The sequence below is a fragment of the Micromonospora krabiensis genome (assembly GCF_900091425.1).
In the GTDB taxonomy this organism is placed as follows: Bacteria; Actinomycetota; Actinomycetes; order Mycobacteriales; family Micromonosporaceae; genus Micromonospora; species Micromonospora krabiensis.
This window is the reverse complement of the sequence record NZ_LT598496.1, coordinates 230,861-257,314: the sequence shown is the minus strand read 5'-3', so window position 1 is coordinate 257,314 and position 26,454 is coordinate 230,861. Positions and strand designations below refer to the sequence as shown.

Here is a 26,454-nt window from a genome sequence, read left to right as displayed (position 1 = left end):
GCCGACAGCAGCGACGCGGGGCTCCCGCGACTACCGGCTCGGGGACTGGGCGGCACGCCGCCCGACCGGCCTACCGGGGCACGGCACGAAACCACATCTCCCGGTCGCCCGGGTCGGGTCCGCGCCGGGGCAACGTCGGCGGGTCCTCGCCGGTCACCGGCGCGTAGTGGTCGAAGCTGGTGGTCAGGACGGCCTCGCCACCGGTGAGGTCGGGCAGGGCGGCGACGACCTGCGGCACCCGCGCGGACGGCAACGTGCCGCTCACCTCGAGATACCCGCCGGCGACGGCGGTGGCGTCGACGACCGCTCCGAGCCGGCCCAGCACCGCCATCACCGTCTCCACCGCCTGCGGGGGGAGGTTCACCTCGAACCGCTCGATCGGCTGGCACACCCGAGTGCCGGCCCGGCGCAGGGCCGCGGCGACGACGACCGGTGCGAGGTTGCGGAAGTCCGCCGCCACGGTCGAGATGGACTTGTCGAACTTCTGGTGCGGCCTGCTCTGCCGCGGCCAGTACCGGGAGGCCGTCATGGTGACCGTGCAGTCGGTGACCGGCCACCCGTGGCGGCCCTGCCGAAGCGCGGCCCGTACCCCCTCCTCCGTGGCGGCGACGAACGCCGGTGGGAGCCGACCAGGCTCGACACCCGGGCGGAACTCGACGCCGTGCCCCACCGGGGCGGCGTCGATGCGCAGTCCCAACCCGGCCAGGTACGGATTGCCGCGCTCGCGCACCCGCTCCTCGGCGGCCCCGGACCCGGCCACCCGTTCGATGCAGGCCGTCAGCGTGCCGGAGAACCGCACCCGCACGCCGTACCGGTCCTCCATCAGCGCGGCCAGCACCTCCTTCTGCACCTCGCCGTGCAGGCGGACCACCGCCTCCGCCTGCTGCTCGTCGAGGCGCAGATCCACCAACGGGTCCTCATCGGCCAGCTCGGCCAGACCGGCGAACATCGCCAGGCGCTGCGCCGGGTCCACCGGCTCGACGACCGCCTGCCTGGTCGGCGGCGGGAACCGGTAGACGTGCCGCCGCGGCGGGTCCCCGACGTGCTGGCCGATCCGGGCCGACAGGCCGCGCACCGCAGCGATCTGCCCGGCCGACACCGACGGACGCACCAGGGCGCCCTCGGGCTCGACGACCGCGATCTGGGTCACCGTCTGCGGGCGGTCATCGGCGAGCCGTACCCGGTCGCGCACGCGCAGCCGCCCGGACCACAACCGCAGCCAGGCGCGCCGGCCCTGACCGTCCCGATCCACGGCGAAGACCGTCCCCGACAGCGCACCCTCTCGCTCCTCAGAGCGTGGCAGCAAGTCCGCGAGCAGACCGCACAGCTGCCGCACCCCGGCACCGGTGATCGCCGAGCCGCACACGAGCGGGCTGAGCCGGCCGTCGCGTACCGCCCTGCGTATCGCGCGCCGGGCGTCGCGGACGCGGACCGGCTCGTCCGCCAGCCACCGCGCCGCCACCGCGTCGTCGACCTCCGCCACCGCCTCCACCACCGGTTCGGTGTCGAGGCCCACCGCCCGCACCCGGGCGTCGCGCGTGCCCTGACCGACGACCGTGGTGAGCACCACCGGACGCGCACCGAGCCGGTGGCCCACCTGGGCCACCACCCGGTCGACGTCCGCGCCGCGGCGGTCCACCTTGTTGAGGAAGAACACCGTCGGTACGCCGATGCGGCGCAGCGCCCGCCAGATCGCCACGGTCTGCGGCTGCACGCCCTCCACGCTCGACACCACGAGCACGGCGGCGTCCAGCACGGCCAGCGACCGCTCGACCTCCGCGATGAAATCGGGGTGGCCGGGGGTGTCCAGCAGGTTGACGGTCAGACCACCGATGACGATCGACGTGACGGCGGCCCGGATGGTGATGCCGCGCCGACGCTCCAACTCCATCGAGTCGGTCCGCGTCGTACCCGCGTCGACGCTGCCCAGCCGGGACACGGCGCCGGCCTCGTAGAGCAGGCGTTCGGTCAGGCTGGTCTTTCCGGCATCAACATGGGCGACGATTCCAAGGTTCACCAATGCCACAGCAGAACTCCACGATAGGACGGTCAAGGGTCCGAAGCGTGGAAGCTGCTCGCATTGTCACTCCTCGTCGTGGTCGCGGCGCCGACGCCACTGATGGACGTACGGCGGTGAGCCGTCGCCAGGTTCCCACGCCCGCCACGACCGCCGCCACCGATTTCGGGTTTGCCGGCTCAGGCATCTGGCAGGGGTGCGGTTCGTGCTGGTCCGGCGGCCATAGGCGCCCGCAATCGAGCCCCTCAGGCGCGCGCGGCGAGCCAACGCCGCCAGCTCGTGCGGGTCGGAGTCTGCTCGGGGTGCACGGCCACCTGGAGGACGAACTGCGCTCGGAGCTGGACCAGGGGATCGTCGGCGAGCGTCAACATCTCCACCTCGGGGAGGAACGGCGAGTCGTGGAGATGACGGACCAGGCCGGCGTACAACCAGTCCTTGCACCGGTACGGTCGGCTCAGTGCCGCGAGAATCAGCTCGGCGATCTGGGGCTTGACGGCCTCTGGGAGACCGCGCCGGTTGAATTGGCGAAGCAGCCCCTCCTTCGTTCCCCAGCGGGACCACATCCACGACCCCGGCGCACCCCAGTCGTCGGGATACTCCGTCTCCCAGCGCAGGTAGAGCGCGGCGATCGGCGCCCACCGCGCGTGGCCGACGCGGTCGTCGTCCGGAGCGTCCCGGAAGGCGTGGACGGGCCCGTAAATCGTCTGGTCCTCACGCCACCGGAAGTCAGCGCGCGCTCGATCCAGCGCCGCGGCGAGCCGAGTCTGACTGGACCTCGACCGGTAATGGGCTGCCCACAGGCCGTTCGACAGGTGCAACGCGTCACTCGCCGCAGCGAGCAGTGCCTGATGACGAGCAAGCGCCTGATGCCGGACGATCGGGTCGGCTGCCACCAGATCAAACAGCCAGGAGTAGTCGCCCTGCGGCTCCGCGAACACCACGGCAGCTTGCCATTCCCGCGCACCCAGGAGGTAGCGGCACCGGCACGGGCGGTTCCCCTCGTAGCGCGGAGGTCAGAGGGGATAGGAGGTTACGGCTGACTCGAGACGTTGGTGCGATGCGGAGTTCCGTACGAATGCGGTGCATACCGCTCGGGAGACTGGGCAGTCGGCCGCTCGGCCTCGCGGGTAACCCCGTCCTCCGGGCGTAGGCGGTGTCTCCGTCAATCAACACGTCCTTCGCTCCTCGTCCCCGTGGGGGTCGGTAGGTGCAGCTGTGGATGTGCTGCGATGACGCCGTGCGCCCCTGTAGTTCGGTACCAGGCTCCTCAGCCGGGACGCTTACACTCGAGAGACACATCAGACGACGGTGACGATGCAAGATCGAGTCGGGAATGCGATCCTGATGCCTACGACGAACTTGCACCGCCCCCACGCGCCAACCTGGTGAGGATCCAGGCGCCCGCCGCGAAAGCGAAGGAACAACGGGTAGTGGATCTTTAGAGCACCAGGTCAGGAAGACCGCTCCCCGCGCACGCGGGGGTGATCCGGTGCTCGACTTCGGCTTAGCCGTGGTGCGCGACCGCTCCCCGCGCAGGCGGGGGTAATCCCGGCGCCGTTGGATGGTGGTTGGCCAGGCTCATCCGCTCACCGCGCAGGCGGGGATGATCCCGCCTGGCCATGCCACCACTCGAAGCGCATTCCCTGCTCTCCGTGCACGCGGGGTTGACCACTTCGAACGTTTGCGACGGCTGGCGCCGACCTGCTGTTCCCCGCCTGAGCGGGAGTTGCTCCCACGCGACCTAACGGGTTGAGCTGACGGCACATCTGCTACCGCATACGCGAGCGTGATTCCGCACTGCCTCCGGCTGCGCCGGGCTCGACGTACGACTTTCCCGCACACATACGGTTCGGCCGCCGCCGCCATTCAGCGGATCCAGGTTGGTTACCCCGCCCCACAGACTGTTCCCGGCCCGGGCCGGTCAATCTCAGGGAGTTGCACCTGCAACTCCTCGCAGCATGCACAGATATATGAGCGGCTACCTCGAGATTTGCCAGTTGGCGTCACCCGCCCAGCCGCACAACCGCCACCGTAGTCCATCGATAAATACGGTCCTCGCGGCGTAGCGCGATCAGTGGTACCTCGCTGATTCTCACTGGCGCGACCGGGAGGTGGCGAAGTTCCGCTAGCTGGGCACGTATCGGCTCCGTGGGTACAGGTGCGCCGCTGTAGGCGAGAGTGACGTGCGGGCGGAAGCCATCAGCGGGCTCCGGCACCGAGGTCCACACTGTCGCGATGGCGCCGCGGATCGTGGCGCGAAGGGCTTCGACCCGGTCCCAAGGTCGGACGAGCAGGCCGATCCCCTCGGCATCTGGATCGACGGGGCCCAGAGACAGCTCGAGCGGTGGCATGTCTGCGCATCGTCGCTGGGCTTCGGCGACGATCGCCGCGACGTCGTCGTCGGTGACCTCGTCGGTGAAGCCGAGTCCCTGCATGGTCAGGTGCAGGCCGTCGAGCGGGACCAGGTCCAGCCCGGGCAACGCCAGCTGGCGTTGTAGTTGTGTCGTGAGGTCGTGAAGATCGGGCTGGTGCTCGAAGGTGAGGTGCCAGGTGTAAAACTCACGGCCGTCTCGCCAGCCAGGACGCCAGTACCAGTGTTCGGTGAGTTCGGGCAGATCCTGGTAGGCGGCCCAGCGCCGCTGGAGACTGGCGAGTTCCCGGCTAGTCATGAGGGGGATGGTAGAGCCGATCGTCTCGTGGCGCCGATCGCTGCAGGTTCGGCGAGCATTTCGGCGAGCTGCCGGAGCCGTGGCCGGTGGGCAAACGGCTTGGCGTTGGCGATGAACTGCCGGGCGCGCTGGTGTACTGACTCGTATCGCTGATCTGCGGTGAGAGCGAGTGCCTCCATGGCAAGGGCGGCGGCCTGGTCGGGGTCGTCAGCATGCAGGTGCGCGGTGGCCAGGTCGAGGCGGCTCAGCGCTTGCGGGCCGGCCAGCCCTGCTCTGTCGAAGGCGGTGATGGCAACGGCGAGGTGCTCAGTGACTTCCGTCCCGCGACCGATGGCCAGGTAGGCGGTTGCCGCGTTAGCTGCTGTGCGGGCATGGCAATACGAGCCGAAGGTGAGGCTTTCGCTGACCTGCGCGTCGGACGGTTGTTCGTCGACGAGCGTGAATGCCCGATCGATGGCGCTGTCGACGCCGTACCGGTCGCCGAGCCGGGCGAGAGCTCTCGCTTGTCCGTTGATCATGAGGCGAACACGGTGAGGGCTGTCGCCCGCGCGACGTAGGCCATCCTGGGCGAAGGCCAGTGCATCGTGGTACCGGCCGGCGTAGAAGGCTACGAGGCTTTGCGTCGCCCGCGCCCACCCCTGCACGTCCGGTTCTTGGGCGGCGTCGGCAAGGTCGAACGCCTCGGCAGTGTAGGCGTGCGCGACGGCGAACGCGCCAAGGTCGAGCGCAAGCGCGCCGAGGAGTCCGGACAGGTGAGCGGCAGCGACATACAGGCGGGCGCGTTGTGGCGGGTGCTGGTGCCCTGCCATGAGTTGATCGACGTAGGCCCGCAGCGGCCGCATTCGTGCCATGAGGACTGCCGGAGTGAGGCGCTCGTTGTCTATGACGGCCTGACGCAACTCGTACTCCAGGTACGCCAGGCGGGCGTCGTCGTCTGTCGAGGACTTCAGCACCAGCCGACGGGCGGCAATGGTTTCCTCGCGCTCCCACAGAGCAGAATCGTCATCCGCACCCCAGGCGGAAGGCTTGACCTTCGAGGCAACGGCCGGCAGAAGCGTGTCATCTGGCTGCTGGTTCAACGGCGCGCGACGTCGCCGCCAGTACAGCTCGGCGACGCGGTCGTATTCGCCGACGAGCAGACCCCCGGTCTGCAGTGCCGCGTCACAGCGCGACCAGAACGCACGATCGGGGTACTGATGGCCGGTTTCGGTATTTGCCACGGAGCTACGCCCATACTGGATGAGCCGGGCGAGGCTGTGCTGGGTGTGACCCGCGGCCATGCGCAGTTGGGCGAGTCGACGGCCGAGCGCATGACGTGCAGTCTCGATCTCGTCGTATTCGGCCATCGCTGCCAACTCCCGTCTCCGTGGACGCTGGTGAGCACAGGTCCCAGCCGCCGTCCCCGTAACGACATTGGACACGATCACCGTACGCCTGGTTCTTGGGTGTCGGTAAGGGATGTTGGCGGATCCCGACATGCGACCGACAGTCACATCACAACGACGTCGACGGGCCGCGGACCCGGGCCAAATGTGACGGGCACAGTTGAACCACCGGCCGTTCACAACCGCGGCCTGGCTTGATTTTGGACACGCCGTCCGAAGCCTCAGATTCTCCGCAGGCAAGTGCTCGCTGTGTCGGCCTGTTGTCACGATCGCGCGGAGCTACTTACCGACATCAGCCTCGATCCCATTGACTGTCGTCGGGCCGCTTGCCGTCACCCGGACCAGGGCACGGCAGATGTTGAGCCCTTTCGGCTGCCGAATTCTTAGTTCTCGCGAGGTGCATTGATGTACGACCACGAGCTGTCGCGCTATGGCTATCAGCAACAGCTGAGCCGGCAGCTGAGGTTCCGAGACCTGCTGGCCTACGGCTTGGTGTACATGGTGCCGATCGCGCCGATGGCGATCTTCGGCAGCGTCTACGCCACCTCGGGCGGCATGGTGGCCCTGGCCTACGCGATCGGTGTGGCGGCGTTGGTGTTCACCGCGTTCTCCTACGCGCAGATGGTGCGGGCGTTTCCCATGAGCGGCAGCGTCTACAACTATGCGGGTCGGGGCATCAGTCCGCCGGTTGGGTTCCTCGCCGGCTGGGTGATCCTGCTCGACTACGTGCTCGTGCCGGGGCTGCTGTACCTGGTGGCGTCGGTGGCGATGCACGCGACGGTGCCGGCGGTGCCGGTGTGGGTGTGGCTGCTCGGGTTCGTCGCGGTGAACACGCTGGTCAATTCGGTGGGGATCCGGATGACGGCGATGGTCACCCGGGTGATGTTGGTCGGTGAGCTGGTCGTGCTGGCGGTCTTCCTGGCTGTCGCTGGTTGGGCCCTCGCGTCGGGGAAGGGCCGGTTCAGTTGGGGGGCCTTCTACGACGCGGACACCTTCGGCTGGTCGGTGGCGGCGGGTGCGGTGTCGATCGCGGTGCTGTCGTTCCTGGGGTTCGACGGCATCAGCATGCTCGCCGAGGAGGCCAAGGGCGGTTCTCGGCAGGTCGGTCGGGCGATGGCGGCGGTTCTGGTTGTCGCGGGGGTGCTGTTCATCGCCCAGACGTGGCTGGCCGCGACGCTCGTCCCCGACCCTGCCGGGTTGCTGGCGGACGGTGATCCGAGCGGTACGGCCTTCTATGACGCCGCCGGGGTGGCGGGTGGGAGTTGGTTGGCGACGGTGTGCGCGGTGGCGACGGCGATCGCGTGGGGGTTGCCGAACTCGATGGTCGCCCAGGTTGCCACGTCCCGGCTGTTGTATGCGATGGCCCGCGACCGGCAGCTGCCGACGTTCCTGGCGCGGGTGTCGATCCGCCGGAGCGTGCCGGTCAACGCGACTCTGCTGACCGGGGTGGTGTCCCTGGCGTTGGGGCTGTACATGGCGACCCGGGCGGATGGGATCACCGTGTTGTCGTCGTTGATCAACTTCGGGGCGATGGTCGCGTTCCTCGTCCTGCACGTCACGGTGGTGGTGCATCACCTGATCCGCGGCCGCAGCGGGAACTGGTGGGCGCATCTGGTGATGCCCGCGGTTGGGTTCGCGATCCTCGCCTACGTCGTGGTCCACGCCAACATCGCGGCGCAGCGCGTCGGCTTGGCCTGGCTGGGCCTCGGCGTTCTGGTCCTCGCCGGCCTGTACGCCACCGGCCGTCGACCTACGCTGTCCGGCCTCGCCCCCGCCGGGCCGCAGGCCGGCCGGCGTGCCGTGGAGCGGGTGTGAGCATGGACAAGATCGTGTACCGGCCGGTGCGGGACGAGTTCGCCTACACGTTCGGCGGGCGGATGCCGGTGGCTCATGTGCGCTCTGGTGACGTGCTGCAGGTGTTCACCGAGGACTGCTTCGGCGGGCTGGTGCGCGGGCCGGCGGACCTGCCGTCGCAGGTGTGCCGGATGCCCTACCTCAACCCCGTTTCCGGGCCGTTCTTCGTCGAGGACGCCGAGCCTGGCGACACCCTGGCCGTGCATCTTCTGTCGATCGAACCGACCCGCAACTGGGGCGTTTCCGCCACGTTCCCGCACTTTGGGGCCCTCACCTCCACGTCGCAGACCGCCACGCTGCAGCCGCCGCTGCAGGAGCGGGTGTGGGTGTACGAGGTCGACAAGACCGCGGGCGTCGTCCGCTACCGGGCCACCGGCAGCGACCACGTCGTCGACCTGCCGTTGGAGCCGATGATCGGCACCATCGGCGTCGCACCGGGCGGCTTCGAAGCCCGCTGCACGATCGTCCCCGACAGCCACGGCGGGAACCTCGACACCCCGCAGCTGCGCGCCGGCGCCACCGTCTACCTCGGTGTCCGGATGCACGGCGCGATGCTCGCTCTCGGCGACGGTCACGCTCGTCAGGGCGAGGGTGAAGCCTGCGGCGTCGGCGTGGAGATCGCGACCGCCACGACCCTCGCCGTCGAAGTCATCAAGGGTGTCCCTACGCTCTGGCCGCGGATCGAAACCGACCGGGCCGTCATGTCGGTCGGTGCCGCCCGGCCGCTCGAGGACGCCTACCGCATCGCGCACCGTGACCTGGTGGGCTGGACCGCCTGTCTCACCGGCCTGGATGAGCTGGATGCCTACCAGCTGGTGTCACAGGCCGGCCGGGCGCCCATCGGGAACGTGTGCGATCCCAACTACACCGTCGTCGCCGCGATCGACAAGCAGTTCCTCCCCTCCCCCGCCGCCGCATACGGCGGAGCCCACGACAGGTTGCGGCTCCTCGCCGCCCGGCATCGGTAGGAGACACGACATGGCATCCACTGCGCGTCTGCCGCTGCGCGACGAGCTGTTCCTGCTCGGCCACGACGACGACACCGGTCAACCGCACCTGCACCGGCACGCCCTGGCCGTCGGCCTCGCCGGCGCCGTCCTCATCGACCTGTTCCTCGCCGGTCGGATCACCATCACCCCACACGGCGGACCCGTCGGCGAGCAGCGGCCACGCGCGCGCAGCGTCCATCCTGTCGGCGACCTCATTACCGACAGTGCCCTGACCGCCGTGCGCTCCCCCAGCTCCCCCACCCTGCGGGCGTGGCTGCGCGACTTCCCTCACGATCTGTACGAGCGCACCCGGGCAGGGCTGGTCGCCGCCGGGATCCTGCGCCAGACCAGCCGCCGACGCCTCGGCGGGCTCGTGCGCGCTGACACCTATCTCGTCGCCGACACCAAGTGGCCCGTCATCGCCCGCGCCCGGCTGCGCTACCTCGCCACTGGCCGCGAGCAGCCCGACGACCACACCGCCGCCCTCGCCGGGCTCGTCGCTGTCCTCGGCCTCAGCCCGTACCTCTACCTCGACCACGACACCGCCGCGCTGGCCAGCCGTCTGCGGGCCGTCGCCGACCAGCACTACCGGCCGGTGCAGACGATCACCGCTGCCGTCGACGCCGCCCTCGGCGACCTCGTCACCGCCACCTACCGCTGACCGACCGCAGGAGACCGAGCCGACATGCAAGCCGCACCCCGTATCCGCCCCGGCCACTGGACCGACAAGGAACCGGTCGCTGCGCTCATAGCCGAGGCGCTCGACACTCAACCCGTCGGGGCGTGGCTCGTACCCGAGCCGTCCCAGCGCCGTCGGGTCCTGGCCGATGTCCTGGCCATCTGGATCGAGCATGCGATGTTCTTCGGCGACATCTACCTCACCGACGACCGCACCGCCGCCGCGGTCGGCTTCCACCGCTACCGACCTATTCCCCTACCCGCCAACTACGGCATCCGCTTGCCCGACGCCGCTGGCGCCTACACCGACCGCTTCTCGCTGCTTGATCAACTACTGGCCGTACAGCAGCCCAGCGAGCCGCACTACCACCTGGCGTTCCTCGCCGTCGCGCCTTCTACTCAAGGCACGGGGCGGGGCACCGCCTTGCTCGAGCACCACCGCAGCCGCGTCGACCGCATCGGACTGCCCTCCTACGCAACGCCCACCGAAGGGGCCAGTCGGCTTTACACCCGCTACGGCTACACACCCCGACGGGTCATCACGTTGCCGGACGGGCCCACCATCCATCCCATGCGCCGCAACCCGTCGGCGGTCGACAGTGCATGGCCGATAGACGCCGCCGGCAGCGCGAGTGATGCGGGCTCACGCCGCCGCATCACCTGATCGCGCTCAGCGTCCAATCAGCCATGAGCTGTGTTGGACCAGGTCCCGTAGTTCATCTTCCCGCATTGTTTCCCCTGTTTGCCGCCGTTGGGATTCCAGCTCAGCCAAACATTCGGCCTACGAGGGCACCCTGGCCGGCCTGCAGGACGTGCGCCGCCCGTAACGGTATCCAGAAGCACTCGAACCGGGTGGGCTCCTGCTCGCCGTCGTGGTCCTCCTGGCTCGCCCACCGCTCGGGCGTCGCCCCGTGCAGCGCCAACTCGAAGACGTGCCGACGCTGGATCTCGAATCGGAGCGGGCTGATGTCGTACTCGATCTCCCCCAGCTTGCGCACGACGGTGAAGCCTGTCAGTCCGGTCTCCTCGCGGGCCTCCCGCAGCGCCGCGTTCGCCGGGTCCTCACCCGGGCGGACGCTGCCGCCCGGCACCTGGATACCCACCTCCTCGTAGCTAAAGCCGACGTGCCGAAAGACGAGCAAGTGCCCTTCCCGCACGACGTAACAGAGAACCTTGCTGGTGATCACCTTCTCGGGCACGGCGGCTTCCTCTACTCGCTCGTGGTGCGTCTACCCGGGGCCTGGCAGGTGCGGATCGGGCAGGCCGAAGATGGCTTCCTGGGCCACCAGGATCAGGAGCACGCGTCTGGCCCCGAGCGGGCGCGCCAGTCGCGCGTCGCCCCTCGCCGCCGGTGGTCGATGCGAAATACGCCTTGGAACCGTGCGCCGTCGGACAGGGAAGGTGTCCTGGACCTGCCGCTGTCCAAGGACAGATCCGATTCGACGTCGTCCACGTCAAGCGGTGACTCAGCTCAAGCGTTGTCGAGCACGAACGCCCGGATGAGTTCGGCGCACTCAGCCGCGTGCGTCTCCAACAAGAGGTGCCCGCCGTCGTAGATGTGCGCGTCCATGCGCTCGAGGGCACGGTGGTAGGCGAGGACCTCGTCGACGTCAAAGTACGGGTCGTGCCGTCCCCACAGCACGAGCGCCGGCGGCTGGTGAGCGCGGTGGTATTCGGCGAGTTCATCGAAGCGGGCTACGTGGTTGGCGTAGTCGGTAAATAGCGCGAACTGCGCGTCGATGTTCCCGGGTCGGCTCATGCGCTCCCAGTCAAGGTGCCACGACTCCGGGGCGTGCAGGGTGCGCAGGTATTGGGGCAGCCCGGCGAGGTACTGGTCACGGGTGCCGGCGAAGTTCAACCAGTTTGGCAGTTCGGCGCGCTTGTCGTCGGTCGGGTCCGCCCAGTACGCCCTGGCGCTGTCCCACTGCTCTCCGAGGCCGTCCTCGTGCGCGTTGCCGCTCTGGACGATGAGGCCGCGGATGCGAGTCGGGGCGCGGGTGGCCAGGTGGTATCCCACTGGTGCGCCGAAGTCGTGCAGGTAGACGAAGAAGCGCTCGATCCCAAGCTGGTCGAGTAGGTTCTCGATCGTCCGTGAGAGGTTCTCGAATGTGTAGGCGTAGTTGCCGATGGTTGGCGACGATGACAGTCCGAAGCCGGGCAGATCGGGGGCGATCACGTGTGCGATGTCGGCGAGTGTGGGCATGACCTGGCGGAATGTGTGCGACGAACTGGGAAATCCGTGCAGCAGCAGTAGCGTCGGCTGGCCGGGTCGCCCAGCCTCGCGGAAGAACACCTCCAGGCCGTTGACCTTGGCTTGTCGATGGCGGACCTTCTGGATGGCCTGCATTGCGCCCTCCTCCTAGTTCCGTTGGCGACGGTCGCCCGCCGATATTGGCTCCGAGATTGGTGAGTGTGGCGCCGACAATCACCGTCGCGATCCCCGCGATGGCTGTGATGATCAGGTGTGCGCCGAACAGCAGGGCAGCACCGCCAGCGCCCGAGCCCCCGCACATCTGCTGGCGCCGACGGTCCCGCTACGTGATGGCGACCGGCAAGTCACCCGGCGCGTGCAGCAGCACGAGCGCCGCCACGTAGCCACTCACCAACCCATCGTGCCGCACTCGAGCCGATGCTGCCCGGCCGCCTCGACACCCGTATCAGCTGTACCTCAATTGGCCACGAGCCAGGCGGGCCGACAACCTGAACGCACTGGTCCGGACGATGCTGATGCGGCGGTTGATTGACGACCGGCGGCGCGGCTGGGCTCGGGTATTGCTCACCGACCTGCTACCGGAGGGGCCTGCACCGGCCGCCCCCGATGCCACGGAACGGCTCGATGTGGTGGCGGCGCTGCGTCAGCTCGCGCCGCGGCAGCGGGCCGTGCTGGTGCTGCGGTTCTTCCAGGACCTGACGGTGGAGGAGACGGCGCAGGCGCTGAACTGCGCGCATGGCACCGTCAAAAGCCAGACCGCCAAGGGGCTGGCGATGCTGCGTCGCCTGCTCGCCCCCGGTCGAGATGGCCTGCCGACCGCCAGGCGGACCGGCGACGCGAGTGGCGCGCTGTTTTAATCGGGGAGCTCCAGATAGAGGCGGTCCGGCCAGTCGTTGTTGGCAAGACCGCCCGCCACGAGCACATCCCGCCAGTCCTCTCGAAGCAGTTGCATCCCGGCGACGAACCGGCTCCACTGGCCCGATGCCGTGAGCACCAAGGCAGCCTGCACGCGCTCCGGATCCTGGCGGCCGTACGCAGCCAGCGGCAACTGGGTGAGCCACCTGATGACCTCGTCTGAGCTGCCCGGAGCCGGGAAGTCGCGTCTGATCCGTGTGATTAGCCGCTTGGTAGGAGTAGGCATGGGTTCGTACCTCCGGTGGCCGCATCACTGTAGTAGGACAGGGGAAGTCAGGAGTCCGGTTACTACGGCACGCGAGCATGCCATCTGTCGTATGACGCCTGAGCCTCGGGAAACGTCGATTGCTGCCAAATCGCCCGCTTGCTCTTCTGCCGCTGGTCGGGTGCCCCATGTCGCGGGCGTCGGCGGCGCCGAACACGTCGGGGCGTCCAGCCGCTCGACGACCGGGTCGGCGAACGGGCCATCGTGGAACCGGAGTGACGGCGTGCGGCCGTGTCCGGATTTGTTCGGGGTTGACTGACTGGCACCTGTCGGGGCTTTCCGGAAAATCGGGCGGACTGCTCGGCTGGGTCCGCCCACCGGGCGGCCGCCCGGGTCCTGTACCCGAAGGAGTCAATCTCGTGTTCGCCTCACGGACTCGGCCCGCGCGTTGGCGCGGCCGGCTGTCCCTGGGTCGCCGATGGCGCGCCGTGTCCGCCGAGGACGCTGAGAAGCACCGGGACGGGGTGACGGTGGTCCGCCGACTGGTGTTGATCTGTCCGGCGTCAGCTCCGGGGGCTTCGCTGATCTGCGGGCAGCAGGGCGTCGCACATGCGCTCGGCCAGCCACCGCTGGAAGTCCTCGACGGGCCAGCCGCAGTGCAGCACGAGCGAGTCGTAGAGCGCCGGGTCGTTGAAGATCCACAGTATGTCGACCGCCCGGTGCAGGTCGTCGCCCTGTCGCAGTTGTCCTAGGGTACGGGCACGCTCGACCACCATTCGTGCCCCGGCCCGTCGGTTGCGCAGCAGTGTCTGCCAGAGCTCGGCGACCTCGGGGGTGTCGTCGGCGGCCCGTCGGGTGGTTTCGAAGATCTGCGCGGCCCGCCCGCCGATGAGGGTGCACACCTGCGCGTACGCGGTCAGCACCTCGGCCGGCGTCGTCGCGTCCCAGACGGGTGTGAACCACGGGCGCTGGGCTACCGGTACGGGCTCGTCGTCGCCGGCGAGCGCCTCGTCGAGGACCTGGCGCAGCAGTGCCGGTTTGGAGCCGAAGGTGGCCGAGACGGTCGGGCGGGCCACCTGGGCGAGGGCGGCCACGTCGGCGAGGGAGGTCCCACCGTAGCCACGGGTGAGGAACAGTTCGCGGGCGGCGGCGGCGATGGCCGCCCGGGTGCGGCGGGCGTTCTCCTCGCGCAGCGCGGACCGGTATGGGCGAGTGGTCGGATTGCCCGGGTTCCCTCTCTTGACATCGCTCATCGTGGCACCATACTACTCGTATATTGACTAGCAGTTGTCTAATGAATATCTGGCTAGCCACCCGAATGGAGCCTGGCATGTCCGTACTTCCCTACCTCCGTCACGCCGATGAGGGTGAGGCCTACTGGTTCCTCGGCAACCTGGCGATCGTCAAGGCGGGTGGCGCCCAGACCGGCGGCCGGTTGACCGTGGTGGAGTTCGTCAATCCGCCCGGCTTCGCACCGCCTCTACACCGGCACCAGGTGGAAGACGAAATCTTCTACTTGCTCTCGGGGACCGCGCGGTTCCACTGCGACGGCGAAGTCTTCGACGCCAGGCCCGGTGATCTCGTCCTGCTGCCTGTGGGACGGCCGCACACGTTCCTCGTCGGCCCGGACGAGCCGCTGCGCGCACTACAGATCACCACGCCGTCCGGGTTCGAGCAGTTCGCCGCCGAGGCGGGCCAACCGGCGCCGGAGCGCCGGCTACCCGATCCGGCGCCGATCGACCCGGCCACCCTGGGGCACGTCGCGGCCCGGCACGGGGTGCAACTGCTCGGTCCACCACCCTCCGCCTGACCCACCACCTTTTCCGCACCGCCCACAGCTGCCGATTACCGCCCCCGCCCAACCCAGACGGCGTCCTTGTGCGCCCGCGACCCGGCCCGTCGCTCCCACCAGAAGCCAACCTGGAGGACCACCGTGAAGCACCCATTCCGCCGTCCGGCACACCTCGTCGCGGTGGCGCTGTTGGCGCTGCTACCCGCCTGCGGTTCCGGACCGACCACTCCGGTCGGATCACCCGCCACCTCCGGCACATCTCCGGCCGTCACCACCAACGCTGCCGAGCCCTCAGCGGCCGCCGCGGCCGATGGCCCGTGTGCCCTGCTCGCCGCGGCCGAGGTGAGCGAGGTGATTGGAGCCCACGACGGGGGCAGGAGCGCCGGAGACGCCCAGGACAGCGCGTGCAGTTGGACCGCTACGGAAAGCCTGGCGTCGGTCCTGGTCGGCATCGGCGCCCCTGGCACCGCACCCGACGGCACCCTGCCCGAATCCGACTTCGCCAACACCCAACCCGGACCCAACGGCATCCGACTGGCCACCGGACCCGGCATCGTGGCCGAGTTCGCCATCGGCAACCGCGCCTGCCAGCTCCACCTGACCGGCAAAGGTGAGAGCGAGACCGCGACTGTGGTGCGCCTCGTCGGCCTGATCCGCGACCGCCAGAAGTGATCGATCTCCAAGATCGTGACCGACCAGACCACAGCCCGACGTGCCGACCTGTTCGCCGATTGGCGGCCCGGCGGCGACAGTCAGCAGACCGCGTAGCGCGGCCAGCGGCTCTGCCGCTAGCCAACTGGGTGCGGGGCAGGCCCACTGCGACGGCAATCCGCGCGATCGGCCCTGATCGGCTCAGCGATCGGGTCAGACTGAGGGAGGCATGCGAGCCGGCCGGAGGCGGCGGGCCGGAAGGAGGTGCACCCTGACGCCGGTTCGGCGAAGGATCAAAGGCCTACTCAACAGCCCCCGGCACGCGACCTGATACGGCGCGGCCGCCGGCAAGCGGCCACATCTGGCACGCAGCAGGAACCTGCGCGGAAGCCCGTGACCGGTTGATCCGGCCGACGGCGCTGAGTCAGCCGGCGGGCGAGGACCAGCGGGAGCCATGGATGAGCGGCATCAGTCCGGACGTTGACCGTCGGCGGGGAAGTGACTACGCCGATCTGTCCCGGCAGGTCCGCGCTGCGGGTCTTCTCGGGCGGCGGCGTGGCCACTACGCGGTACGGATCGGGCTCGTCACCGGCACCTTCGGCGGGTTGTGGATCCTGTTCGCCCGATTGGGTGAGTCGTGGTGGCAGCTCGGTGTCGCGGTGGGGCTGGCGGTGGTCTTCGCGCAGGCCGGGTTCGTCGGCCACGACGCAGGGCACCGGCAGATCGCCACTTCCCGCCGGGCGAACGATCTGATCGGCCTCGTCCACGGCAACCTCATGACCGGGATCAGCTACGGCTGGTGGGTGGACAAGCACAACCGGCACCACGCTCACCCGAACACCGAGGGCAAGGACCCTGACATCAGCCTGGCGCTCCTGTCCTTCACCACCGCCCAGGCGCGCGACCGGCCCGGCTTCGGCGCACGTGTGGCGCGGTACCAGGCGTATCTGTTCTTTCCGCTGCTCCTGTTGGAGGCCCTGCACCTGCACGCCGCCAGCGTGAAGGCACTCCTCGGCCCGCGCCGGGTCGCGCACAGGCCCGCCGAAGCCGCACTGCTGGCCCTGCACGTCGGCGGGTACCTCACCGCCGTGTTCCTGGTCCTCACCCCCGCGCAGGCGATCGCCTTCCTCCTCGTCAACCAGGGCGTGCTCGGCCTGTACCTCGGCTGCTCCTTCGCCCCGAACCACAAGGGCATGCCGGTCCTCGGCGCTGACGACAGCCTCGATTACCTCCGGCGGCAGGTCCTCACGTCCCGTAACGTCCGTGGCGGGCGGTTCGTCGATGTGGCGCTCGGCGGTCTGAACTACCAGATCGAACATCACCTCTTCCCGAGCATGCCGTGCCCCAACCTGCGACGCGCGCGTCCACTCATCCGGCGATTCTGCGCCGAGCACGACATCGACTACCACGAAACCGGCCTGGGTCGATCCTGGGCGGAGGCGCTCCACCACCTGCACAAGGTCGGGTCCCCCGAGACACGACCGGATGTCGCGGCGCGCTGACGCTCCTCGTCCCCCGGATGCGAGACCGGGCCGCCTTCAGTCAGGTCCCTCGGCGTCCCACCAGCAAGCGTCGAAGGCGCACGTTCGGACGATCTGGCCGCGTAGGAGTTCCGGGATCGCGCGAACGCTCGACGGGCAGTCCGCGCCGCGGCGGGCCGACATGCTCGATCCGACCGTCGGGTGGTCACCCGGGCGCTTTTTCGGGGCGGAGTCATGAGTCCCGCCTGGGTGACGTGGCGTAGCCCACGCGGAACAGGACCCGCCCGGCACGCCGGGGTGGGCCGGCCGCGATCTACTCGGGTAGCGCCGTCCACGGCCTCTGGTCCGCGTACCAGCTTCGGTCGAAGTGGGTCATCGGCGGGTTCCCGACGTTCGGGACAGCGTGGAGGCCGCCGGTGCGCCAGTGTCATGGCGTCACGACCGGATGTGACGCCTTATCACTGGTCGGGACGGCGAGCCGCCGGATACTGGGATGGTGACCGCGCCGGCGCCGCGCCTCACCGAGTCGACGCCGAGACGGCTGCGCCGGCTCGTGGAACCAGGAACGTCAGCGACTCGAGGGTGAGGAGTAGTTCCCATGCGGGGTACGAACTCGGCGAGCACGACGCCCGTGCTGGTGACCGGGGTCCGCGGCAAGACGGGGGTGCCGCTGGCGGAGCTGCTCGGGGCGCGGCCTGGCGTCGAGGTGCGCGGCGGAAGCAGCGATCCGTCCACGGTCCACCTCGACGGCGTCCGTCCGACCGCGTTCTCCTGGGACGATCCGTCCGGGTGGGCGGCGGCGGCCAAGGACATCGACGCGGTGTACGTCGTCCGGCCGGACCGGGCGGACGCGCCGGAGCTGGTCGGCGCGCTGCTGGCCGAGGTCCCCGCCCAGGCCCGGGTCGTGCTGCTGTCCGAGCGGGATCCGGACCACACCGGGCCGGACGGGTGGGCGCCGCGCGCGGAGCGCGCGGTACGGGACAGCGGCCGGACCTGGACGATCCTGCGCCCGAGCTGGTTCATGCAGGTGTTCACCGATCCGCGCTTCTACCGCGACCTGATCGTCGACGCCGGGGAGCTTCCCTTCCCCGCCGAGGACGCGACGGTGGCCTGGATCGACGCGCGGGACATCGCGGCCGTAGCCGAGCGGGCACTGCTCGACGGGGGGCACGCCGGTCAGGTGTACGAACTCTCCGGCCCGCAGACACTGTCGCTGCCGCGCACCGCGGAGCTGCTTTCCGCAGCCGCCGGACGGCCCGTGGCCCACCGGCAGGTGACCATCGCCGAGACGGTCGCCGGCATGAGCGGCTTCGAACGAGATCTCTCCGTATTGACGTTCGAACGCGTCCGGGCGGGCCGCTTCGCGGAGGTGACCGAGACGGTCGAGCGGGTCACCGGACGGCCGGCGCGGACGCTGCGGGCCTTCCTCGCCGACACCGGATCACTGACCGCATCGCGGTGACGTCACTACAGTGGCCTCCATGACCGCACGTCCCCCTCTTGCCGAGCAGTTCGATCTGCAGCCGCATCCCGAAGGTGGCTGGTTCCGGGAAACCTATCGGTCCGCTGTCGCGTTCGAGCCGGACGGCTACCCGGGCAGCCGTGCCGCCGCGACGGCGATCCTCTTCCTCCTCGAACCGGGTGACTCGTCGGCCTGGCACACCGTGCGGTCGGACGAAATCTGGTTCTGGCACTCGGGTGGCCCGTTGGCGCTGACCGTCGGCAGGGACAGTGGGCCGACGATCCTGAGCGCCGAGTGCCCGCAGATCCTGGTGCCGGCGGGCGAGTGGCAGTCCGCGAGACCGGCGGGCGACGAGCACGTTCTCGTCAGCTGCGTGGTGAGTCCGGGCTTCGACTTCGCCGACTTCCACATGCCGTGAGCAGCAGCACCGCCTCGTCGGTGCTGGTCGGCGGGGGCAGTCAGCGCTGACTGCCCCCGCCGACCGGTGCGCTACGGAGGCAGGAAGCCCCTCAGCGCGGCGTTGACCTCGTCGGCGTGGATCCAGAGCAGCCGTGGGGCGCGCCGTCGAGCTCGACGTAGTCGGCCTCGGGGAGCGCGTTGCGGAATCGGGGGCCGGCGGCGTCGATCGGAGGATGTTGTCCTTCGTGCCGTGCAGGATGAGGGTCGGCTTGCCGGCTGCGCGAACCGCCTCGACGTCACCGCGGAAGTCCTCGATCCACGCGGGGACCACCGCGTACGCGGCAGCCGGCGCGCTGCCGATCGCGGCGTTCCCGCTGCCGGTGACCGCCTCCTGGCCGATGCGAGTGCCGAGGTTCAAGTCCAGGCTGTAGAAGTCCTGGTAGAACTGTGTGAACCAGGCGTGCCTGTCGCCCTTCGTCGCCGACGCCCGCCACCCCCACGTTCTGGCCGCCCAACGCCGACAACGCGCCCGCATCCGCGGCGAACGACAACGACGGTGGGGCAAACCTGCCGCCCACGCAGCCTGATCCGTCAACGTCGGTCGGCTACGGCAGCGGCCCGAGACGTCCCGGCCGATGCAGCCAAGGTGCAACCCTGGGCGCCGCGATGATAGGGGCGACCGCGAGCACCGTGATCAACGCTTGCCCGTTCCGGCCGCGTTGCTGCGTTCGTGATCACGGGTTCCGCACCGGCTTCGGCTCGACCAGGAGCCGGGCGTAGTTCGCCATCGACCGCTGGTAGCGCGGCAGGTGCTTGGCGAGCGTCCCGACGGCGATCGACACTGCCTCCCGCTCCCGGCCGACGCTGGTCAGCGCCAGCGCGAGCGTCGCGCTGAGCGCGTCGTCGAGCTCGTCGCAGCCGCGCTCACGCTCCTCGGTCAGCAGCCGGACGCTCTCCTCGGCCTGCCCGATGTTCCGCAGCGAGCTGCACATTTGGATGACCGAGCGCCGCCGGCGGATACCGTCGATGCCCAGCTCCAGCGCCCTGCGGTAGAGCGGCACCGCCTTGTCCGAGTGGCCGGTCGAGTCCCAGGCGCAGGCCCGCTCGAACGCTGCCACCGGATGATCCGGCCCCAACTCGTCGGCGAGGGCGTCGATCCGATCGCGGAACTCCCCCGCGTCCCAGTCGTCGGGTGCCGCGTTGAAGGCTGCCCACAGGTCCGCGCTGCGCTGCTCCCAGTCGGCGCTCGGGTTCATCGTCGTTCTCTCCTCGTGATCGTCGGTACAGACGGCAGCCACTGTGCGAGAGCGGCTACCGTGACCGCCAGTGATTCGGCGAAGGCCGAATCTCTTCCCCTACGGAAGGTGTGTGCGGATGGCGGTCACGCTGCGGTTGAGTCCCGCCGACCTGCTGCGCTGCCGCTTCGCTATCTCACCGATGCTCGAGACGCTGTCGGCGGTGCGCCTACTCTCACCGCGCGAACGTATCGGCCCCCACCGCCGCTGGCTCGACACCGTCGACACGCGGGAACTCGACCTGCGGCCGATCGCCCTGCTCCAGCCGCGTCGCGGCTACACCCCCGACTTTCTCTCGCCGCCTCCGGTCAGCCCACACGCCCGGTTCGAGGACGAACTCGCGGCCGTGGCGGCCACCGACCATGATCGGGTAGGCGCGGAGGTGCGACGGTCACTGGCGGACACGCCGGGGGCGGCCGAGTCGCCGACCGGGCAGCTCCTCCTGGGCGACCCGACCATTGTTCTCCAGACGCTGGTCTCACTCGTGAAGCAGGCATGGGAGGTCTTGGTAGAACCGTTCTGGCCGCACGTACGCGGGCTGCTTGACGCCGACGTGGGCTTCCAGACCCGACGTCTCGCCGACGGCGGACTGGACCGGTTGTTCGCCGAGTTGCATCCACGACTGCGCTGGAACAATGGCGTGCTGACCCGCGAGTACGGCGACGACGAGCATCGCGATCTGCGAGGCGAGGGGCTTGCCCTGGTGCCCAGCGCCTTCAAGTGGGATCAGGTCGTCGTCATCGTGGACCCGCCGTGGCAGCCCACAGTGATCTACCCGGCGCGTGGGCTCGGCACGCTCTGGCAGCCCCTCTCCACCGATCGGCATGCGGCTTTGGGCCGGTTGATCGGCGCGACCCGGGCGGCGCTGCTGCTCAGCCTCGACGACCCGGCCAGCACGACGACGCTGGCCCACCGCCACGCGCTGGCAGCCGGGACGGTCTCCGAGCATCTGTCGGTGCTGCGCGACGCCGGGTTCGTCGCCGGTGAACGACACCGGCACGAGATCCGGTATGGGCGTACGCCCCTCGGCGACGCCGTGCTCCGTCAGTAGGTGTCCGGCGTCGATGGGACGACCAGCGAGACGGCCGCGCGAGAGGCCGATCGCCGCAACCTCACGCTCGTTGGCCTCAGTGAGGGTGGCGTGGGCGCGAGCAACCACGCCGGCGGGCGGGCTGCTGGAGTGTGGCTGACCGATCGCGGCGGCGATAGTGGACGCTCGATGGTTTCCACGCCTGGCTGGACAAGGCATCGGGCCGCCGGCTGCTCCCAGGGAATGACCCGGCAGGCCGGCGCTGCCGCACGGTTGCCGTCGATGTGAGCTGTTCGCACGAACCCCACGAGGGAGACGGACGGCTACTGGGTGAAGCGGCCGGCATGCGACGAAGGGGACAGTAAAAACACCATCCGCAATAATCACGCCTCCCCTGTTCGCTAAAACTACACCCTTATTTCATGCCGAGTTTCGCCTGTGGACAGAGTGGGGTGAACGTGGCGGGTATTCGGCGGCGATCCGCCTACGGGACAACGCCCCGAGTCGACGTAATCCCGTTTCTCGGTTACGGCGTGGAGACCGGCACGTCAGGCCCGGCTAGCGCCGCCGATTCGCCCAACACCCACCTGCGGCAGACTGCCAACAACCTGGCTTTTCCCCGAACGGACGGACCGCACAGAAGGCATTGCACCTGGTGACGCGCTATCCACCGGTGCGCCTAGCTGTGCGCCCCATCCGACAAGCAGTGCCCTAGATGACCCCTACTGCACTATGGCGGGAAAGAACGGAAAGTCCGACTCCCGCCGCTTTGCAAGTTGTTCGCCGGTGTAGCGGGTCGCCAATGCATCGAATAGTCTTTCCTCTATGTTTTGATCGCCGACCGCGCGGTCCCATCCATCGGGGGCGACGGATCGGGTTGAGCGTCGATCCGCAGAAGTTCTGGAACCGTCATCGCAGCGATGGAAGGTCAGGAATCGCGCCAAACCAACGGGGGACGAATGAAACGAGCAAAAAGGGTGGCCGCCGGCGCGACGATTGGTTTCGTCGCTCTTGGGATCGCGCTCACCCCATCGGTTGCCTCCGCGTCCGCATCTGCGGTAATGGCGGATTGCCAGGCGGCCAGCGCAGCCCTTCGTTACCGCTTCTACCAGTCAGACGGATCCATCGGCTCGCGCACCTACGACTGCAGTGGAGACAAGTCCCTGAACTCGCGCGGCTACGACCTCCGCGCAGGTGGCTGGTCTGGCATCATCTATGGGACCTCAGGGCCAATCACCTTCTTCTGCGACGGAGAAACCCTGCCCCTCAACGGCCAGAGAGTCACGGGCATCTGGATGAAGCCCGGGCCGGAGCCGTACGAGCAGTGCAGCTAACGGCACGGACTCCTGCAGCGGGATAAGTGGGTTGGCCTTTCAGTGCCGCTGGCGCTGATCGTTCATTGACTGTTTCGGTGCTCTCCGCAGCCGTCACACGAGCACGGCCCGGTAGGGGCAAGTCCGCCTTGCCCCTACCGGCCGCATTCGTCAACGCGGACTTAGAGTGCGTCTGAGCAATCCCCAGCTTGTCATCGGCGCGCCTGCATGGCCGACAGCGTCGATGCGGCCGGTGTGGCCGAGCGTCGCGGCCACACCGGCCCCGGCGATTGCTGGGGCGCAACACTGACCTGCGGGCTCAGAGTGACCAATCACCGCGGAAGCAGACGCTCAAGACGGCGGCGGGCCTCCTCGGCTGCGGGGTCTCCCACATCCTCGAAGATCCGTGCCGCTTGACGCCAGGCGACTGCGGCAGCCTTCTGGTCACCCATCGCTTCCCGGGTGTCTCCGAGCCGGACGAGGGTCTCGGCCTCGTGGAACCGGTCAGCGGAGTCGCGGAAGAGTTGGATCGCCTGCTCGTAGCACTCGGCCGCCCGGTCGCGGTCGCCGAGGCGGTCGTAGGCGAAGCCAAGGCTGTCCAGCGTCGCGGCCTGGCCGTTGCGGTCACCGCTGCGCTGTTGCTGGGCGAGCGCCTCCGTGCAGCTCTCGATGGCCTGGGCGTAGTCGCCGGTCGTGGCCAACAGCCAACCGATGGCGTTGAGCGTGCGGGCCTCCCCCGAACTGTTACCGACCAGCCGGTAGAGCCGCAACGCCTCACGGCCGTGAGCGAGCGCCTCGTCGACGCGGCCGTCCAGGTAGCACAGTTCGCAGTAGTTGTGCAGGGTCTGGGCCTGACCGGTCGGATCGCCGAGGCGCTCGTGTAGCTCCAGTGCCCGCTTCAGCAGGTGCTCGGCGTTGCCGTGGTCGCCGAGTCGGGTCAGTGCGCGCGACAGCAGCCGGTTGGCGGCGGCCTGGCCGGCGAGGTCGTTGATCTTCTCCGCGGCGGCCAGCGCGACTCGTTGGGTGGCGAGTTGATCCTGCCAGAGGCCTCGTGGTGCCACGAAGGTGTTCAACGTCCAGGCGATCTGCCAGGCATAGGCTTCGAAGCCGTTCTCGGCGGCCTGCTGAACTACCCGAACCAGGACCTGGTGCTCGGCGGTGAACCATGCCAGCGCGTTGTCATGGTCGGTCACCCGCCGTCTGGCGGTAGCGGACAGCGGCGGCAGCGGCTCGATCGGGGGCCACTGCGGTTGAAGCAAGAGCGCGGCCGGATAGGCGGCGTGCAGATAGTGGTCGTAGAGGCGCTGCCGGGCGGCCGCGCGGTCGTCGGCGTGTTCCGACGACTCTGCGAGCTCGGACGCATAGGCACGCAGAAGGTCATGGAAGGCGTACCGGCCGGGTGCGTGCTCGGTCAGCAGGTGCAACCGGGTCAGCTCCCGCAGGCGCGGCGTGACGGCGGCAGTCGACACGCCCGCCAGCGCCGCAGCCGCCTCCGCGGTCAGATCCGGCCCCGGGTGTAGCCCCAGCAGGGTGAACAGCCGAGCCGCGTCCGGCCCCAGGGCCAGGTACGACCAGGAGAAGACGCGCCGGACATCGCCGTCGGCCAGCGCGTCCAGCCTCGCCTCGGAGGAGTGCAGTTCCGCGGCGATGGCACCGAGCGGGAACGTGGGGTGGGTGGCGGCGCGCGCCGCCACTATCGACAGCGCCAGGGGAAGCCGGCCGGCCGCGTCGACGAGGTCGGCCACCGCGGTCAGCTCGGTCGCGATGCGGCCGGCGCCGAGCCGACCGGCGAGAAGACTCATCGACTCCTCGGCCGTGAGCACGCCGAGGGTCAAGGGTCTGGCGCACTCGGCAGCAATGAGGCCGCTGAGCCGGTCGCGGCTGGTGACCACGACCATGCAGCCGCCGACGCCGGGAAGCAGAGGTCGAACCTGAGTGGAGTCACGCGCGTTGTCCAGCACCACGAGCATCCGGCGTGAGGCCAGCAGGCTGCGGTAGAGCCCGGTGCGGGCCTCCATGCCGGCAGGTATCCGGGCGGGGGGCACGCCGAGTGCTTCGAGGAAGCCGGACAGGGCGTCGGATGGGGCTGCCACGCCGGCCTCGTCATACCCACGCAGGTTCACATAGAGCTGGCCGTCGGGGAAGCGGTCGGCCACCCGGTGCGCCCAGTGCAACGCCAGGGCGGTCTTGCCGACTCCGGCCATGCCGGACACCGCGGAGATGACCACCGTCGTCGGCTCCTGCGCGCCGCCGTCCAGCAGGGCATCGAGGACGGCCAGCTCGTTGCTGCGACCGACGAATCCCGGCACCGCGCGTGGCAACTGCTCGGGGTGCTGGATCAGCGGCGCTGGTTCCATCTTCGGCGCTGGCCCGTCCGCGTCCGAATTCGCTGCCAGTCCCGGGCGGTGATGCAGGATGTCGCCGTACAACGTGGCGAGCTCCGGCGCGGGATCAAGCCCGGTCTCCTCCGCGAGCACCTGCCGAGCCTGCCGGAATGCCTCCAGGGCGCCGGCGACGTCTCCGAGGCGGTACAGGCCCACCATCAGCTGGCCCCATGCCCGCTGCCGCAGCGGATGTCGCTCGAGAAGGTCACGCAGCCGGTGCACCACCTCAGCCGGCGCGCCCAGGGCCAGCACCGCCTCGGCGTAGTCCTCCTCGGCGAGCAGCCGGCGCTCCTCCACCTGCGCCACGCGCCGTGCCAGCGCCGAACGCAGCGGCAGGTCGGACAACGGGGCCCCACGCCACAGGCCCACCGCAGCGCACAGTTCTGCCTCGGCGCGGTCCACCTCCGACGCGGCGAGAGCGTCACGGCCGCGCGCCGCCGCGGCCTCGAACAGGTCCAGGTCACGCTCGCCCGGCCCCACCCGCAGCAGGTAGCCGCCAGCCACAGCAACTATCCCGTCCCAGGGCGTCCCGCCACCCAACGACACACGCAACCCCCGCACGTAGGTGCGCAGGTTCGCCGCAGCCGATGCCGGTTGGTCGTCGCCCCACAGCAGCAGTGCAGTTTGACCAGGATTTTCCAGGTCTTGAGTGTGGCGATCGCGCGTTCGCCGCGGGCGCGGATCTTCGCGTGGGCCCGGTTGACCGTCTTCTGCCGGCGTGACAGCTTCGGCCGGAAGCGGCGCCGCTTGAACGGGGTGCGCATGCTGCCGTGGGCGCCTTGGTAGCCCTTGTCCGCGAAGGTCATCACGTCGGCGCTGGTCAGGGCGTCGATGATGCCGTGGGTGCGGGCGGCGGTCAGGTCGTGCGTCGAGCCGGGCAGCGCGGCCGAGGCCCAGACGAGACGCCCGGCCGCGTCGGCGATGACCTGCACGTTCACATCCGCCACTATGAGGAGGCCGGCCTGATCGTGCCCTCCGCGCGCAGCGAGGGCGGCTTCCGCCTCTACACCGAGCCCGACCTCGACCGCCTCGCCGTGGTCAAGCGGATGAAGCCCCTCGGCTTCACCCTCGACGAGATGCGCGACCTGCTCGCCGTCCTTGACGCCCTGGGCACGGCCACCGGCCCCGATCGGGACATGTTGCTCGACCGGCTCGGTATGTTCCATACCGCCGCCGCTACCCGCGTCGCCGCCCTACGCGACCAATTAGCCGTGGCAGAAGGCGTCGCGGACACCCCCCGCGCCAAACTCGACCATCACGGCGGTCCAGCCGCCTGACCACAGCCGTGGCCGTTTGCCGCGGACGAACGCCCAGACGCCGGAAGCACCGACACCGCCGTACCTCCGGGCGAGGCGGGTGAACCGCTCTGGCGGGGCCGATGAACGCAGGCCGGTCGCAGTGGCGATCAGGGTGGGCACGACAAGCTGCTGAGCCTGACGCGTCCCGTCGGCCCGATACCTCTTCCGGCCGGAAGCTTGGATTGGGTCCACGGGAGCGACGGGTGTGGTGATCATTGGCATGGTGCCATCGGGGAGGTAGCGACGGTCCCCGGTTTGCCATTCGTCGCGGGCGCCGCAGCGAGCCAGTGTCTCCACTACTCGGCGCGATGCAACCAACGGCACCGCTTGTGTCAAGCGGCCGGGCACCGGAGACGTCTCCACACGGGCCTTTCCGCCAACGTCGTGCTGACGCGGGCGTCGCGCACGTTGTCAGTCGCTGCTGT

The 26,454-nt window shown here is 69.4% G+C and carries 23 protein-coding genes and 2 pseudogenes; 14 read left to right on the top strand and 11 right to left on the bottom strand.

What is annotated here, in order from left to right:
- Window positions 1-70 precede the first annotated feature (70 nt).
- The 4 genes from GA0070620_RS33935 to GA0070620_RS01070 all read right to left on the bottom strand — a co-directional run bounded on the left by GA0070620_RS33935 (window position 71) and on the right by GA0070620_RS01070 (window position 6,032).
- Complete coding sequence (locus tag GA0070620_RS33935; RefSeq protein ID WP_269456553.1) at window positions 71-2,017, bottom strand: elongation factor G; 1,947 nt, start codon at window positions 2,015-2,017, stop codon at window positions 71-73.
- 245 nt (window positions 2,018-2,262) lie between these two features.
- Window positions 2,263-2,955 (bottom strand): hypothetical protein, encoded by a 693-nt coding sequence (locus GA0070620_RS01080; RefSeq protein WP_231922108.1) that lies wholly within the window; start codon window positions 2,953-2,955, stop codon window positions 2,263-2,265.
- 1,065 nt (window positions 2,956-4,020) lie between these two features.
- Entirely contained in the window at window positions 4,021-4,686 is a 666-nt protein-coding gene (locus GA0070620_RS01075) for a 2'-5' RNA ligase family protein (RefSeq protein ID WP_091587644.1), read from the bottom strand.
- Window positions 4,683-6,032 carry a helix-turn-helix domain-containing protein gene (locus GA0070620_RS01070; protein WP_091587642.1) on the bottom strand — a complete coding sequence of 450 codons (1,350 nt, stop codon included), beginning with the start codon at window positions 6,030-6,032 and terminating at the stop codon, window positions 4,683-4,685. The genes GA0070620_RS01075 and GA0070620_RS01070 overlap by 4 nt, the downstream gene beginning before the upstream one ends.
- A 444-nt stretch (window positions 6,033-6,476) precedes the next feature.
- Between GA0070620_RS01070 and GA0070620_RS01065 the strand changes: the two genes are divergently transcribed.
- The 4 genes from GA0070620_RS01065 to GA0070620_RS01050 are packed head-to-tail and all read left to right on the top strand — an operon-like array spanning window position 6,477 to window position 10,256.
- Window positions 6,477-7,886, top strand: coding sequence for an APC family permease (locus GA0070620_RS01065; protein ID WP_091587640.1), 1,410 nt, complete (start codon window positions 6,477-6,479; stop codon window positions 7,884-7,886).
- A 2-nt stretch (window positions 7,887-7,888) separates the two neighbouring features.
- Window positions 7,889-8,893: an acetamidase/formamidase family protein gene (locus GA0070620_RS01060; protein WP_091587638.1), complete on the top strand. Its 1,005-nt coding sequence runs from the start codon at window positions 7,889-7,891 to the stop codon at window positions 8,891-8,893.
- A 10-nt stretch (window positions 8,894-8,903) separates the two neighbouring features.
- Window positions 8,904-9,575, top strand: a complete 672-nt coding sequence (locus GA0070620_RS01055) for a GOLPH3/VPS74 family protein (protein WP_091587635.1) — start codon at window positions 8,904-8,906, stop codon at window positions 9,573-9,575.
- 24 nt (window positions 9,576-9,599) lie between these two features.
- Window positions 9,600-10,256, top strand: coding sequence for a GNAT family N-acetyltransferase (locus tag GA0070620_RS01050; RefSeq protein ID WP_091587633.1), 657 nt, complete (start codon window positions 9,600-9,602; stop codon window positions 10,254-10,256).
- A 100-nt stretch (window positions 10,257-10,356) separates the two neighbouring features.
- Here the strand turns inward: GA0070620_RS01050 and GA0070620_RS01045 are convergent, their stop codons facing one another.
- Window positions 10,357-10,791 (bottom strand): NUDIX hydrolase, encoded by a 435-nt coding sequence (locus tag GA0070620_RS01045; protein ID WP_091587631.1) that lies wholly within the window; start codon window positions 10,789-10,791, stop codon window positions 10,357-10,359.
- A gap of 272 nt (window positions 10,792-11,063) precedes the next feature.
- On the bottom strand, window positions 11,064-11,939 hold the full coding sequence (locus GA0070620_RS01040; RefSeq protein ID WP_091587629.1) for an alpha/beta fold hydrolase: 876 nt from the start codon (window positions 11,937-11,939) through the stop codon (window positions 11,064-11,066).
- Between the two features lie 314 nt (window positions 11,940-12,253).
- Here GA0070620_RS01040 and GA0070620_RS01035 point away from each other — a divergent pair, with 314 nt between their 5' ends.
- Complete coding sequence (locus tag GA0070620_RS01035) at window positions 12,254-12,661, top strand: sigma-70 family RNA polymerase sigma factor (RefSeq protein WP_331713253.1); 408 nt, start codon at window positions 12,254-12,256, stop codon at window positions 12,659-12,661.
- Here the strand turns inward: GA0070620_RS01035 and GA0070620_RS01030 are convergent.
- Both GA0070620_RS01030 and GA0070620_RS01025 read right to left on the bottom strand, forming a co-directional pair.
- A complete protein-coding gene (locus GA0070620_RS01030) occupies window positions 12,658-12,852 on the bottom strand; it encodes a hypothetical protein (RefSeq protein ID WP_197677516.1) in 195 nt (64 codons plus the stop codon). The two genes, GA0070620_RS01035 and GA0070620_RS01030, sit on opposite strands and share 4 nt — an antisense overlap.
- 635 nt (window positions 12,853-13,487) lie before the next feature.
- Window positions 13,488-14,177 carry a TetR/AcrR family transcriptional regulator gene (locus GA0070620_RS01025; RefSeq protein ID WP_091587621.1) on the bottom strand — a complete coding sequence of 230 codons (690 nt, stop codon included), beginning with the start codon at window positions 14,175-14,177 and terminating at the stop codon, window positions 13,488-13,490.
- 77 nt (window positions 14,178-14,254) lie between these two features.
- On the opposite strand from GA0070620_RS01025, the gene GA0070620_RS01020 reads away from it, so the two are divergent.
- The 6 genes and pseudogenes from GA0070620_RS01020 to GA0070620_RS34360 all read left to right on the top strand — a co-directional run.
- Complete coding sequence (locus GA0070620_RS01020) at window positions 14,255-14,734, top strand: cupin domain-containing protein (RefSeq protein WP_091587618.1); 480 nt, start codon at window positions 14,255-14,257, stop codon at window positions 14,732-14,734.
- Between the two features lie 162 nt (window positions 14,735-14,896).
- Entirely contained in the window at window positions 14,897-15,388 is a 492-nt protein-coding gene (locus tag GA0070620_RS01015; protein ID WP_157741491.1) for a DUF3558 domain-containing protein, read from the top strand.
- 437 nt (window positions 15,389-15,825) lie between these two features.
- Window positions 15,826-16,869, top strand: coding sequence for a fatty acid desaturase family protein (locus GA0070620_RS01010; protein WP_091587612.1), 1,044 nt, complete (start codon window positions 15,826-15,828; stop codon window positions 16,867-16,869).
- 577 nt (window positions 16,870-17,446) lie between these two features.
- On the top strand, window positions 17,447-18,310 hold the full coding sequence (locus tag GA0070620_RS01005; protein WP_091587609.1) for an NmrA family NAD(P)-binding protein: 864 nt from the start codon (window positions 17,447-17,449) through the stop codon (window positions 18,308-18,310).
- Window positions 18,311-18,329: 19 nt separating this feature from the next.
- Window positions 18,330-18,728 carry a cupin domain-containing protein gene (locus GA0070620_RS01000; protein WP_091597746.1) on the top strand — a complete coding sequence of 133 codons (399 nt, stop codon included), beginning with the start codon at window positions 18,330-18,332 and terminating at the stop codon, window positions 18,726-18,728.
- A 460-nt stretch (window positions 18,729-19,188) separates the two neighbouring features.
- Window positions 19,189-19,296, top strand: a pseudogene (locus tag GA0070620_RS34360) (integrase); the annotation flags it as partial.
- 147 nt (window positions 19,297-19,443) lie between these two features.
- On the opposite strand, the gene GA0070620_RS00990 reads toward GA0070620_RS34360, so the two are convergent.
- A complete protein-coding gene (locus GA0070620_RS00990; RefSeq protein WP_091587606.1) occupies window positions 19,444-19,965 on the bottom strand; it encodes a tetratricopeptide repeat protein in 522 nt (173 codons plus the stop codon).
- A gap of 118 nt (window positions 19,966-20,083) precedes the next feature.
- Here GA0070620_RS00990 and GA0070620_RS00985 point away from each other — a divergent pair, with 118 nt between their 5' ends.
- Together GA0070620_RS00985 and GA0070620_RS00980 are read left to right on the top strand one after the other, a co-directional pair.
- Window positions 20,084-21,055 (top strand): ArsR/SmtB family transcription factor, encoded by a 972-nt coding sequence (locus GA0070620_RS00985; protein ID WP_091587604.1) that lies wholly within the window; start codon window positions 20,084-20,086, stop codon window positions 21,053-21,055.
- Window positions 21,056-22,011: 956 nt separating this feature from the next.
- Window positions 22,012-22,368, top strand: coding sequence for a hypothetical protein (locus GA0070620_RS00980; protein ID WP_091587601.1), 357 nt, complete (start codon window positions 22,012-22,014; stop codon window positions 22,366-22,368).
- Window positions 22,369-22,679: 311 nt separating this feature from the next.
- Here GA0070620_RS00980 and GA0070620_RS00975 read toward each other — a convergent pair whose 3' ends face one another.
- Together GA0070620_RS00975 and GA0070620_RS00970 are read right to left on the bottom strand one after the other, a co-directional pair.
- Window positions 22,680-25,235, bottom strand: a complete 2,556-nt coding sequence (locus tag GA0070620_RS00975) for an ATP-binding protein (protein ID WP_231922103.1) — start codon at window positions 25,233-25,235, stop codon at window positions 22,680-22,682.
- A gap of 5 nt (window positions 25,236-25,240) precedes the next feature.
- A pseudogene (locus GA0070620_RS00970) lies at window positions 25,241-25,669 on the bottom strand (transposase family protein); the annotation flags it as partial.
- Between GA0070620_RS00970 and GA0070620_RS00965 the strand changes: the two are divergent.
- Window positions 25,595-26,008 (top strand): MerR family transcriptional regulator, encoded by a 414-nt coding sequence (locus tag GA0070620_RS00965; RefSeq protein WP_377519690.1) that lies wholly within the window; start codon window positions 25,595-25,597, stop codon window positions 26,006-26,008. The pseudogene GA0070620_RS00970 and the gene GA0070620_RS00965 sit on opposite strands and share 75 nt — an antisense overlap.
- The last annotated feature ends 446 nt before the right edge of the window (window positions 26,009-26,454 follow it).